Annotated in this window: 13 protein-coding genes; all 13 read left to right on the top strand. The window is 52.3% G+C overall.

Annotation, left to right across the window (positions count from 1 at the left end; translation table 11 throughout):
- Positions 1-16: 16 nt before the first annotated feature.
- The 13 genes from HZB62_04655 to HZB62_04595 all read left to right on the top strand — a co-directional run bounded on the left by HZB62_04655 (position 17) and on the right by HZB62_04595 (position 12,514).
- On the top strand, positions 17-1,336 hold the full coding sequence (locus tag HZB62_04655) for a hypothetical protein (GenBank protein ID MBI5074443.1): 1,320 nt from the start codon (positions 17-19) through the stop codon (positions 1,334-1,336).
- Complete coding sequence (locus tag HZB62_04650) at positions 1,287-1,889, top strand: hypothetical protein (protein MBI5074442.1); 603 nt, start codon at positions 1,287-1,289, stop codon at positions 1,887-1,889. Before HZB62_04655 ends, HZB62_04650 begins: the two co-directional genes overlap by 50 nt.
- A gap of 22 nt (positions 1,890-1,911) precedes the next feature.
- Positions 1,912-3,432, top strand: a complete 1,521-nt coding sequence (locus HZB62_04645; GenBank protein ID MBI5074441.1) for a response regulator — start codon at positions 1,912-1,914, stop codon at positions 3,430-3,432.
- Between the two features lie 85 nt (positions 3,433-3,517).
- The gene (locus HZB62_04640) at positions 3,518-5,674 is read left to right on the top strand and encodes a HAMP domain-containing protein (GenBank protein MBI5074440.1); all 2,157 of its coding nucleotides are present in this window, start codon (positions 3,518-3,520) and stop codon (positions 5,672-5,674) included.
- Between the two features lie 53 nt (positions 5,675-5,727).
- Complete coding sequence (locus HZB62_04635) at positions 5,728-6,822, top strand: response regulator (GenBank protein ID MBI5074439.1); 1,095 nt, start codon at positions 5,728-5,730, stop codon at positions 6,820-6,822.
- A gap of 26 nt (positions 6,823-6,848) precedes the next feature.
- Complete coding sequence (gene hemH / locus HZB62_04630) at positions 6,849-7,847, top strand: ferrochelatase (protein MBI5074438.1); 999 nt, start codon at positions 6,849-6,851, stop codon at positions 7,845-7,847.
- Positions 7,835-9,205 (top strand): protoporphyrinogen oxidase, encoded by a 1,371-nt coding sequence (gene hemG / locus HZB62_04625; GenBank protein MBI5074437.1) that lies wholly within the window; start codon positions 7,835-7,837, stop codon positions 9,203-9,205. Before hemH ends, hemG begins: the two co-directional genes overlap by 13 nt.
- Before the next feature lie 182 nt (positions 9,206-9,387).
- The gene (locus HZB62_04620; GenBank protein MBI5074436.1) at positions 9,388-9,885 is read left to right on the top strand and encodes a peptidylprolyl isomerase; all 498 of its coding nucleotides are present in this window, start codon (positions 9,388-9,390) and stop codon (positions 9,883-9,885) included.
- Positions 9,886-9,926: 41 nt separating this feature from the next.
- Complete coding sequence (locus HZB62_04615; protein ID MBI5074435.1) at positions 9,927-10,412, top strand: peptidylprolyl isomerase; 486 nt, start codon at positions 9,927-9,929, stop codon at positions 10,410-10,412.
- Between the two features lie 12 nt (positions 10,413-10,424).
- Positions 10,425-10,655 (top strand): DUF465 domain-containing protein, encoded by a 231-nt coding sequence (locus tag HZB62_04610; protein MBI5074434.1) that lies wholly within the window; start codon positions 10,425-10,427, stop codon positions 10,653-10,655.
- A gap of 185 nt (positions 10,656-10,840) precedes the next feature.
- Positions 10,841-11,386, top strand: coding sequence for an RNA polymerase sigma factor (locus tag HZB62_04605; protein MBI5074433.1), 546 nt, complete (start codon positions 10,841-10,843; stop codon positions 11,384-11,386).
- The gene (locus HZB62_04600) at positions 11,370-11,936 is read left to right on the top strand and encodes a hypothetical protein (GenBank protein MBI5074432.1); all 567 of its coding nucleotides are present in this window, start codon (positions 11,370-11,372) and stop codon (positions 11,934-11,936) included. Before HZB62_04605 ends, HZB62_04600 begins: the two co-directional genes overlap by 17 nt.
- A gap of 2 nt (positions 11,937-11,938) precedes the next feature.
- Positions 11,939-12,514, top strand: a complete 576-nt coding sequence (locus HZB62_04595; GenBank protein ID MBI5074431.1) for a hypothetical protein — start codon at positions 11,939-11,941, stop codon at positions 12,512-12,514.
- Positions 12,515-12,530: the final 16 nt, after the last annotated feature.

Raw genomic sequence — 12,530 nt, 5'->3', positions numbered from 1 at the left:
TCAGGGAAGGGTGCAAATGGATCATGAAGCGATTCTCCAGGTAAAAAGATCGATCAAGAAATGGCCGGCGTACCGCAAATATGTTGAGGCCAAAGGGATAGACCCCCTCAAGATCAGGAGCCTTGACGAGCTCCCTGTCACCGGCAGGGCATTTATCGCACAGGCTATCCATTCGGTGCCCTTGTTCAAGGTCAGGAGCATCGTGCCCAGTTCAGGCTCAACCGGCACGGACTTCTCATACGGACTCTTCAGCGACGCGGAGATGAGAAAGTCGTCTCTTGCCATTGAGGCATTCCTCCAGGACAGGTTCAGCACAAAGAAAAAGAAAACTCTTATTCTCAACCTGCTGCCTGGTGCTCTGTCGCTCTGGTCGACTACGGCAACGGTTGCCTCCATAGGTGTGCGCATGGATACCGCTGTATCAATGATACAGTCCCTTGGAAGCAGCTTTGAGCAGATCATCCTTGTCGGCGAGCCGCTCTTCATAAAAAACCTCATTGAATACGGGGTGCAGCACGCTGTTTCCTGGGAACACCTGCCTCTCTTCATCATGGTCGGCGGAGAATGGGTGCCTGAAAGCTACAGGACCTATATCGAAGGCATTGTCGGCTGCAGGCGCGTCTTCTCGTCCATGGGCATGGCTGAACTCGGTCTGCATTATTTCTATGAGACCGAGGAAACCGTACTGCTGCGCAACCTCCTGTTCCAGGACCGGAACCTGCTGCAGACCATCTTCGGGGATACGGGTTTCTGTCCGATGCTGTTTGCGTTCGATGAAAGCAAGATCTTCGTCGAGACGATCAGGGAACCCGGCAATGCGTTCGAAGCGATCCTCCTGACCACAGTCGATCCTGACAGAATCCTCCCGCTTCTCAGGTGCCGCTGCGGGGACAGGGGTAGGATATTGTCCATCGAACAGGTCAATCGCAGCCTGAAGGCTGCGGGGTATCGCGGCCTTGCTCCGGAAAAAGGATCTGCAATCCTTGCACACTTTGGAAGGGGGGTGCAGGTGCTGGGTCTTCATGTTGAAGAGGTAAAGGAACTGCTCTATGCATCTCATGAGCTTGCTTCAATGTCAACGGGCAGCTTTGTGATTGAAGTCGCCGGGAGCGGCGTTTCTCTGAAAATCCAGATGAAAGAGGACTGTGGCATAAGTCATGCCGCAGAGCAGGCCTGCATCGACGCCTTCCGGAGGCTTCCCATACAGGCTGAGCTCTGCCCCTTTGAACTGTTTCCCTATCCTCTTGATTATGAAAGGAAGGTGCGATATGGCGGTGAAGGTAATCTTGGCGGGGAACGAGAAAGAGAAGCAGCAGAGTTATCAGCTCAGGTTTGATATCATGTGCCAGGAGCTCGGCTGGCTTTCCACGGGCGATTATGCTGTGCCTGAAGAAAAGGACGATTACGATGAAGGACAGAGTATGCCGTTCCTTGCTCTGGACGAGTCCGGTATTGCGGTCGGTACATCCCGCATCATCCTGCCGGGCAGTATATTGCTGCCGATAGAAAGACATTTCGAGCTCTATCCCAGGAAGCATATTACCACGAGTCACGGTGAGCTCCACTATGCTGTTGAGATATCCCGGTTTATTGTGCCTGGGGCGGCCGGCTCGCAAAACCATGAGATAACACTCATGCTCTGCATGAGCATCCTGGGCACTCTCATGCGCATGGGAGCAAGCCATGCGTATGTTTCGGCTGACCACCGGTTTTTCCGTCTTCTCAGGCTCCTCGGGATCCGCTTCCACCAGATAGGGGAGCCGAAATTCTACATGGGTTCAAAGACCATCCCGGGTATTACGAATCTCGCAACACTGGCGGCAACGCTCAGGAAAGAACGGCCCATGCTCTATGAGATGACGAATCTGCAGTCGGACCTGCAGGCTTGAAGAAGAGGCCCGGGAAAACAGCATGCTGACGGCAAAAAGGAGGATATTGTGTGTTGACGATCAACCGGTGAATCTCGCCCTGTTTCGGGAAATCCTGATTTATGAGGGATATGACGTGGTCATTGCAGAGGACGGCAAGACCGCTCTGAACCTCCTGCACGCACAGAAGATCGATCTTGTTATTCTGGATGTGCTCATGCCGCAGATGAACGGCCTTGAGGTATGCAGGCAGATCAGGGGGGACGAAGATATTGCAGGTATTCCCATTATCATGGTATCAGGCCTTGCGGCGTATCAGGACAGGCAAAGAGGACTGGGGGCAGGAGCTGATGATTTTATCATGAAGCCCTTCCATTTGACTGAAATCGCATCCAGGGTAAAGACCATGCTGAGGCTGCTGGATCTGCAGGAAGAACTGTGCGTTGCGGACGCAACGATGGCCGCGATGGCGTCCTTCGGGCATGAGGTCATTCATGCGGTTGAATCCTGCCATCCCGATCTTCTTTCCGGTTTTGACCGGCTTGTCAGCAAGGTCTTCGGACAGGGGGAAGAATCAGGTGTTTCTCCTGAGATCGTTTTGACAGGAGTTCTCGATAAGGGCAGGCGGAAATGGTTATATTATTATTTTTCGGACGGAGCACTCAAGAGGACGCTTCTTGCGACTGATGTGGGCTGGAGTCTGGACCTTCCTGAAGTTGAAGGGAAAAGCCTCTTTTGCACCGGAGAGGAAGAGATCAGGCAGTCGCTTTTCAGCCCGCTCATCGAAGAGCTGGGCGGTATGAATATAGCGGTTACGACGGTGGCAGGCTATATAAGCCGCGCCTTTTCAGTCATAGCCGTGAACTACAGGAGGACGGCAACGAAATATGACGCCCGGGTCATGCAGAGCCTGGCCTCACAGGGAATTCTTCTTCAGGCCGTTCTGCAGAGGCTCACGGACAGTGACGATGCGCTGGAGCATATCGTGCGTACGCTGGTCAAGGTTTCAGAAGCCGGTGACGAGGATGGCGATGCGCATATCGTGAGGATTGGAGATTACGCCTCCCTGCTTGCACAGGACCTCAAAATGCATGAAGGGTTCATCAAGGCCATCCGGTTTCAGTCCCAACTCCACGACATCGGGAATGTTTATATTCCTGCTGCCATCCTCCGGAAACCTGCTGTGCTGACAGACGCCGAGTTTGGCGAAATAAAGAACCACACGCTCTACGGTGCGCAGATCCTGGGTCAGTATAAGGGTTTTCAGATCGGCAGGAACATTGCCCTGACCCATCATGAACGATGGGACGGCTCCGGCTATCCCTACTGCCTGAAGGAAGAGCGCATCCCGATTGAGGGAAGGATCCTGAACATTGTAGACCAGTATGACTCGCTGAGGAGGCAGAAGATATATCGACCTGCCTTTGATCACGACACTTCATGCAGAATCATCATCGAAGGGGACAACAGGACCCTGCCTTGCCACTTTGATCCCAGGGTACTTACGGCATTCAGGACAGCGGCCCCCAGGCTTCAGGAAATTTACGAGCGATACAGCCTCTGAAAACCTGCGGCACCCGTCAAGGACATGCTGAGATAGAAGCGGCTCCCTGCCTGTGCTGCACGGATTATTTGTGATAAGATACACCATGACTTTTTTCACGTCCATAACACATAAGATCATCTTTATCTGCATGCTTTTTTTATCCATCCTCGGCTTATATTTATATGCCGATCTTTCTACGGTGCGCCGCCTTGGCAGTGAGGCTGTCAGGATCAATTTCGCTTCGCAGCTCAGGTTCCGTTCCTATGAGATGGCCTGGCTCGCCCAAAGAGCGGTCGAGAGGGGAGTGGAGAAGATGGATGAAGCGGCGAGGAGTGGTCTGTCTGCCCGCCTTCGCCGTGAGATCGGGATGTTTGACCGGATACTGAACGACATCAGGGAAGGCAACCGCCAGGAAGGTCTTGAGAGGCTCATACATAAAGAGGCCGTGGTGCTGTTTTCGGACATTGTTGCTCAATGGTCAGGGACCATGAGACCAGCCCTCGCTGCAGTTGCCGATCTTCCTCCTGATGCTGCGGAAGACGACGCAAGACGTGTATTGGCCCCTTTTGATAAGGGGCTTGCTATTTTCGCGGGAAAGGTGGAAAAGCTCCTTACTCACCTGAACGACGACCATCATCAAGAGATAAAGAAATTCGAAGTGGTCAGGCTGTTTGTCTATATGTTTTTTATTGCCGCGTCCGGGTTTGTCATTTTATTTGTCCGGCATAGCATTGCCGGGCCTCTCAGATCCCTGCGCAACGCTGCGAAGCAGATAGAAGCCGGGCGATATGACGTGCATGTGGAGGTAGCGACGGCTGACGAGATCGGGGAGCTCGGCCAGGCCTTTAACCGCATGTCGGAAGAGATCGCAGCTGCGTTTGGAGAGGTCTCCTGGCACACGGAGGACGTCATGGCCCTGAACAGGGCCATGAACACGTTTGTCGGCCTGCAAAGAGAGGAAGACCTGTATAAGGCCATCTGCGAGAATGCCCGTGAGCTTTTCGGACTCAGGGCGGCATGGATCGGTCTGCTGAATGCAGGGAACCGTAATGTCGGGATTGCTGCCCACGCAGGACTTGACGATGGATATCTCGAGCGCATCAGAGTTACCTGGGACGGTTCAGCATACGGCATGGGACCTGAGGGAACAGCGATCAAGACGAATCTGCCTCAGATCATCAATGATATGGAGATTGCCGATACTTCCCTGCCGGGGATCGAGGCGGCTCTCAAGCAGGGTTACCGGTCCTGCATGGTCCAACCCCTGATCTGCGCGAACTGCGCAGTGATCGGCGAGATGGTTTTTTACAGCGAACAGAAAGACCACTTTACTGCCAATATGTCAGATCTCTGTCAAATATTTGCCAGCCATGCGGCCTCGGTCATAGAAAATGTCATCCTGCTGAAGGACCTTGAAGCCAAGGTGGAAGAGAGGACCGAGAAGCTGCAGGATGCCCTGCTGCTGGCCGAAAGCGCAAACATGGCAAAGTCGTCCTTTCTTGCCAATATGTCCCATGATCTGAGAACTCCTTTGAATGCCATCATCGGTTTTTCTGAGGCCATGTCACAGGGGATATACGGCGAGATTAGGGAGGACCATAAGGAATACCTTGGATATATTTACCAGAGCGGCATAAAACTCCTGAAGCTTATCAATGAGGTGCTGGATCTCAGCAAGATCGAGACGGGCAGTCTGGAACTTGATTACTCTGAATGCAATATCAGCGATATACTTAACAATGCCCTCTATATCTTCCGGGAGAAGGCTAAGAAACACCGGATCGGCATAACCGTGCAGATTGCTGCAGATACCCGATCATTGACCATCGACGAGAACAAGATCAAACAGGTAATTGTCAGCCTGCTTACGGATGCCATAAACGCAACGCCTGACAGCGGGACGATCCTGATAGAGACGGCAAAGGTGCCCTGTCACAGTGCAGGGTTGTCCGGTTCCGACGACATCGAAGGTGCTCCTGACAAAGACCAGGTCTGTTCTGAACCGGACTGCATACAGGTAACGATCACGGATTCAAGACCGGGCCTGACCAACGAAGAACGTTCGCGGTTTTTTGATCCTTACAAAGAGTTTGATGCTGTGCTCGACAGGAAGCAGGAGAATGTGGCGTTGCTGCTGAGCAAACGGTATGTGGATATTCATGGGGGCAGGATATGGGCCGAGGGTCTGCCGCCGGCATCGGAGACTGGCGGATCGTCTGAAGGCAACCGGTTTATTTTCGTATTGCCAGAGCGGCCGTGACATGGTAGGCTTAGAGAAACCACGGAACTGCGGTATAAAGGAAGGTATGGTCCATGGCGGATAAGAAGAAGATCCTGGTGGTCGATGACGAAGAGCAGAATGTCAAACTGCTCAGTTCCCTGTTGCGGGCAGAGGGATATGAGACCGAGACAGCCTCAAACGGCAGGGAGGCGGTCGAGAAGGTGAAGGCCGGTTCCCCGGACCTGGTGCTGCTCGATATCATGATGCCCGATATGGATGGTTACGAGGCCTGCAGTCTGATCAAGAGCGACCCTGAATCGGCGAATACCCCGGTGGTGATCGTCTCGGCTCTGAGCGACAGGGAGTCGAAACTCCGGGGTCTTGAGGTCTCTGCAAACGAGTTTCTGACCAAGCCGATCGACAGGATAGAACTGATCCTGAGGGTCAAGAATCTCCTCAGGATCAAGGAATACGAGGACTTTGTAATAAGGCATAACCAGGTGCTTGAGCAGGAGGTCAGGAAGAGGACCTATGAGCTTCAGATCGCGATGGATGATATTGAGGCCGCCCACCAGGAGATCAAGAGCAGCTACATCGAGACCATCTACCGGCTTACGCTTGCTGCCGAATTCAAGGACGAGGATACGGCCACGCATATCAAGCGCATAAGTTACTACTGCAAGGTTCTGGCTGAGAATATAGGACAGTCGGAAGTGTTCTGTGAGACCATCTTTTATGCAGGTCCCATGCACGATATCGGCAAGATCGGGATTCCCGACAATATTCTTCTGAAGCCCGGGAAACTGACGTCCGAGGAGTTCGAGATCATCAAATCGCACACGACCATAGGCGCCCGAATACTGAGCAATTCATCATCAGAATTCCTTGCTGCTGCAGAGGTGGTGGCCCTCACGCATCATGAGCGATGGGACGGGACCGGTTATCCCCGGGGGCTGAAGGGTGAGGATATCCCTGTTATTGGAAGGATCATGAATATTGTTGACCAGTATGACTCTCTGCGGTCCAAGCGGCCGTACAAGGTCCCCTTCAGCCATGAGCAGACCTGTGACATTATCATAAAAGGCGACGGCCGGACCAGGCCCGAGCATTTTGATCCGAAGATACACGCCGCCTTCCGAGATGCGGCCGATGAGTTCAACCGGATATTCGAAGGATATCAAGACTGACCTTGGAATCGGCCACGAAACCTTCCATAGGAGTTCTCCTTCTCAATCTCGGCGGTCCTGACTCGCTTTCTGCAGTACGGCCGTTCCTTTTTAATCTCTTTTCCGACCGGGATATCATCAGGCTCGGCCCTGCATTTCTTCAGAAACCCCTTGCATGGCTGATCTCATCCCTTCGGTCAGCTAAGACAAGAGCTGCCTATGCACGTATTGGCGGAAGGTCCCCGATCAGGGAGATCACGCTTGGACAGGCAAGGGCGCTGGAAGATGCTTTGTTCGAATCACGGATCACGAGTCATGCATTACGAATTCCCGTTTTCGTCGGTATGAGGTACTGGCAACCGCTCCTTGAGGATGTTGTGCAGGAAATTCATAGGCAGGGAGTCGAGAAGCTCGTAATCCTGAGTCTCTATCCTCACTACTCTGTAGCAACCACGGGTTCTTCACTTTCTTACCTGAGGAAGATCCTCACCTCCTATCCGGCGATCAAGACCTGTGAGATCATGTCCTGGTATGATCATCCTCTGTATATTGGCGCTCTTGCAGAAAAGATAGAGAAAGGTCTGACGACTTTTTGCGCTTCACCCCTCGCCGCTGATATCTCGCCGGCAGACGTTCATCTTTTGTTCAGTGCACACAGCCTTCCCAGAAAGTTCGTTGAGGAAGGAGATCCCTATGTTGACCATACCATGGCGACGATCAAGGCAGTGACCGCACGGTTCAGTAATCCGTGGAAACTCTCCTATCAATCAAAGAGCGGGCCTGTGGCATGGCTGGAACCGTCCACTGAGCAGATGCTTGAGGAGATGGCATCCCAGGGGGTCAAGAACCTGCTTGCCGTGCCGATCAGCTTTGTCTCTGACCACATCGAGACCCTGTATGAAATCGATATGCTCTATAAGGATATGGCCGCCGGACTTGGTATTAGGCTGGAGCGGGCAGAGTCTTTGAATCTGTCCCCCGTATTTATCTCGGCTCTGAGGGACATTGCTGTTCAAGGGATGAAGGAGGCAGGATGGAAAGAATAGCGATCATCGGCGGCGGCATTTCAGGGCTTTCACTTGCCTGGTTTCTTCTTGAGAAGGACCCTGCTGCTGAAATAACCATTTTTGAGTCTGAGCAGCGGCCCGGCGGGAAGATCTGGACAGACAAGGCAGAAGGTTTTCTCTGCGAATGGGGCGTGAACGGTTTTCTTGACAACAGGCCGAAGACGCTTGAGCTCTCAATGAAACTGGCCCTAGAGCCGATGCGCAGCAATGATGCATCAAGGAAACGGTACATCTTTTCCCAGGGAGTTCTGCATCGTCTGCCTGAGTCTCCGCCTGCCTTTCTTTTATCGAAGCTTCTGAGTCTGCGGGGCAGGTTGAGGGTCATGGCAGAGCCTTTTATTTCTGGCAACGCAAAAGAGGAGGAGACCCTTGCAGAGTTTGCGCGGCGGCGGCTTGGCAGGGAAGCGTATGAGAAACTTATCGATCCTATGGCATCCGGCATTTATGCCGGAAATCCCGAGACCCTGAGCCTCAGGGCATGTTTTCCCAAGGTCTACGACCTTGAAAAGAAATACGGCGGTCTCATCAGGGGTATGCTGAAACTTCAGCAGGAGAAGAAAAGGCAGGGATCAGCAGAAAAGGTAGGCGCAGGGCCCGGAGGCGTGCTTACATCGTATTTTGACGGCATGGGAGAGCTGATACGTTCTCTCAAGACCCTGCTGGGCGACAGGCTGAGGCTTGGGTACCGGGCAGTGTCGATCGAGAGAAAAGGCAACAGTTACACGATCCATTTTGCAGACAATTCTTCTTTTGAGGCCGGGACGGTCATTGTTGCCTCACCTGCGTACGCAGCGTCAGAGATGCTGAAAAATATTGACCGAAAACTATCCAGCACCTTGTCTGAAATACCCTATCCCTCGGTCTCTGTTGCCTGTCTCGGGTATAAGAAGGATAAGCTCACGGCAGACCTTGATGCCTTTGGCTATCTCATCCCTTCCCGCGAAAAGAGGAAGATTCTTGGTACGCTCTATGACTCAAGTATCTTCCCGAACAGGGCGCCGGAAGGGTATGCGCTTTTGAGGATCATGGTGGGCGGCGCGAGGGCCTCGGACCTTGCCATGGAACCGGAACCCCGGCTGCTGCAGATGATCAGAAAGGAACTGTCTGACATCATCCATATTACCGCTGAACCTGATTTTGTCCGCATATACCGGCATGAGATGGCTATCCCCCAGTACACCGTAGGTCATACAGAGCGGCTGAGAAATATAGAGGGGAGCCTGGAAAAGCACAAAAACCTTTATCTGACCGGCAATGCATACCGCGGCATCAGCGTGAATGACTGCATCGAGAACTCCGCAAAGCTTGCGGAAAAGATCATTGAGGAATCTGCCTGAATGAGATACAATAGGAGCACAATATGAATTTTTCCGCACTCTTCAGGACTATCTTGACAAGGAGATCAAATAGCATGAAAAAAGTTTTGTACGGTTTGGCGGTTTTCTGCGTCTGCATGTATGCAGCCGTGGTGTCAGCAGAGGTTAAACCCATAACGGTTTCGAAAGAGGAAGTTAAGAAAATGGCTGCAACCAAAGCGGTCATCGAGACAAAATTCGGCAATATTACGCTGAAGTTCTTTCCTGAGGCCGCACCAGGACATGTGAAGAATTTTCTTGAACTTGCAAAGAATGGTACGTATGACGGGACTGTTTTTCACCGGGTTATTGCAGGCTTCATGATCCAGGGCGGAGACCCGATCAGCAAGGACCCTGCTCGCCGGGCTGCTTACGGCACTGGCGGGCCGGGATATACGATCAAGGCTGAATTCAATGAGAAGCTGCATAAGCGCGGTATCCTTTCGATGGCCCGCATGCAGGCTCCTGATACCGCAGGTTCTCAGTTTTTCATCTGCGTAAAGGATTCACCGTTTCTTGATCGCCAATACACCGTCTTTGGCGAGGTGGTGAGCGGCATGGAAGTGGCGGACAAGATCGTATCGCTGCCCCAGGATCCGCGTACCAACAATCCGAACGAGCGCGTAGAGATCAAAGTGAAGGTCATTGAGGAAAAACCGTAATACTGAAGACGATAACCATATGAGGGAGAAGGAGAAACATAATGGCAGAGACGTATGCAGTTATTGAAACGAAATTCGGTGCTGTTGAACTGAAGTTCTTCCCGGACGTTGCGCCGAAGCATGTGAATAATTTTGTGGATCTTGCGAAAAAGGGTTTTTACGACAATACGACCTTTCATCGCGTTATTCCGGGGTTCATGATCCAGGGCGGTGACCCGAACTCGAAGAATCCTGATAAGTCAAGCCATGGCATGGGTGGCCCCGGGCATACGGTCAAGGCTGAGTTCAGCGAGAAACCTCACAAACGAGGCATCCTTTCGATGGCCCGCTCAGCTAACCCTGACAGTGCGGGTTCCCAATTCTTTATCTGTGTGAAGGACTCTCCCTTCCTGGACAGGCAGTACACCGTGTTTGGCGAGGTGGTGTCCGGCATGGATGTTGTTGATCAGATTGTGAACCAGCCGAGGGATGCGAGGGACAACCCCAATGAACGAGTGGAGATGACAGTCAAAATCATAGAGAAATAGGAGGAGGCAAAGGTGAAAGAACAGGAAATTATGGCTAAGCTGTTGCAGGAAGACGAAGAGTTCAGAAAAGTGAGTGATGAGCACCACCACCTTGACATGCAGCTTATAGAAGTAGACAAAAAGGTTTATCTGACGCCTGAAGAAGATATCGAGCGCAAGAAGCTGGCAAAGCAGAAACTTCACCTTAAGGATAAAATGGCGGAAATGGTCAGAGAATACAAAAAGGCTCATCCGGACGCTTAGATAGTCAAAGCTTGATCTTATCGAGGCAGGGGAAAGGCTGTTTATTCGGTCTTTCCCCTGCCTTTTATTTTTTCAAAGCGGTTTTTTCCCGGGCGTCCCATAAATAACAACAGCTGTAGCAGGTCTTGGTAAGGCCGTTTTTTTTTGTTTAAACCTTTTCCTGTGCGGGGGGTCTAAGAATACAGATGGATGATGATATTCGGCTTGTCGAACGATATATGGCCGGCGACGATATGGCGATGGAAGAAATTGTGCTGAAATATCAGCGTGTTATCTATGCATTTGTCTATCGCATGACGAGAGACATGGAAGAGGCAAAGGATCTTACCCAGAAGACTTTTATGAACGTAATCGGCGGCATACGAAATTTCAAACGGCAATCTTCGTTCAAGACCTGGCTGTATCAGATAGCGGTGCATGCGACCCTGAACCAGATTCGGCAGTGCGGGAAAAATGAGGTCGAGATAGCAGAGACGATCGTCTGCAACCAGAAAGGGGCACTGTCCCTGCTCATGGAGAAGCAGAGAATACAGGACGTGCGAACTGCCCTGGACCTGCTGCCCGAGCGCCAGAGGCTCACAGTCCTACTCAGGGTCTACGAGGGACTTAGCTGCGAAGAGACTGCAGGGGTGATGGGCTGCTCAGAAGGCGCGGTCAAGGCCCAGTACCATAATGGAGTGCTAAAACTTCGTGAGGCAATGAAGGAGAAGGGACATGAAACTGTCTCATGATGATATAAAAGGGCTGCTGCCGGAGTATGCAGGGGCGCTGCTTACGGACGACCAGAAACAGTGCATCGAGACTCATGCAGGGCAATGCGCGGAATGTGCGGAAATGCTCGTTCTGTTAAAGGATTTGAGGGACTGCGCGGCGCCGGACCCTGGAGATATATTCTGGAAAACACTCCCGCAGAAGATCCGGGTCCTGAGCAGGGATGAACATGCCCGACGGTCTGCCGGGAGATTTTCTCCTGCGCGGCTGCTACCGCCTGTGTCGGCACTGCTGCTGATCATTATTGCCTTTTTTGTTTTTCCGCTTCAGGTCCGCATGGCCCCTCAGCGTGATCCCCTGTTCCGCGATCCGCTTGAATACTCTCTCCTTGAATTAGACGATATTACTGAAAAGCAGATACAGACCCGGGAAGGCGGTCTGACTGCCGAAGAAGCAGCTCTATTGGATGCCACAGCGCCATCATATCACAGCGAATTTGTAGCTCTGAGTTCAGACGAACTCTCAGCGCTATCCAGGACATTGCAATCAAAAGATCACAAAGGAGGATGAAAATGAACAGAAAGATTGCCGGCTTATTGGTGTTTGTGTTCCTTATGGCATGGTCCGCGGCAGCGATTGCCGAGCCTTTTGACGATCGGGACCGACCGCCTTCGAAGGAGCAGATGGAGAAGGTCAGGAAAAAGATCGAGACCATGAGGATGTGGAAGCTGACCAGCGCCCTTGACCTTAATGAGAAGATCTCGGCACAGGTATTTCCGGTGCTTAACAGCTACGATAAGAAAAGGGCAGAGGCGGAGGCAGCTGTTCGTGACGGCATGCGAGAACTGAGAGAGGCGGTGAAGGAAAAGAATGAGGCGAAGATGAAGGCTGCCCTCGGTCGTCTCGAACAGAGCCATACGGCGCTGCAGCGGACCAATGATGAGGAGCGCGCTGATCTTAGGAAGATCCTCTCTGTGGAGCAGCAGGCGAAATTTGTTCTCTTTCAGCAGGAATTCAACAGGGAAATCCGGAAACTTATCGGCGAGGCAAGAGAGAGAAGGGGCGAGGGACCCGGCAGGGATCAGAGATTCCCTCCCCGGACTGCGGATGAGCGCAACGGTCCGATAAGGCCTCAGCCGGGCAGATGATGCAGAACAAATAATA

The organism is Nitrospirota bacterium (assembly GCA_016214855.1).
Lineage (GTDB): Bacteria > Nitrospirota > Thermodesulfovibrionia > Thermodesulfovibrionales > UBA6898 > UBA6898.
The sequence above is the reverse complement of the archived record's forward strand: the minus strand, read 5'-3'. Positions and strand labels throughout refer to the sequence as shown.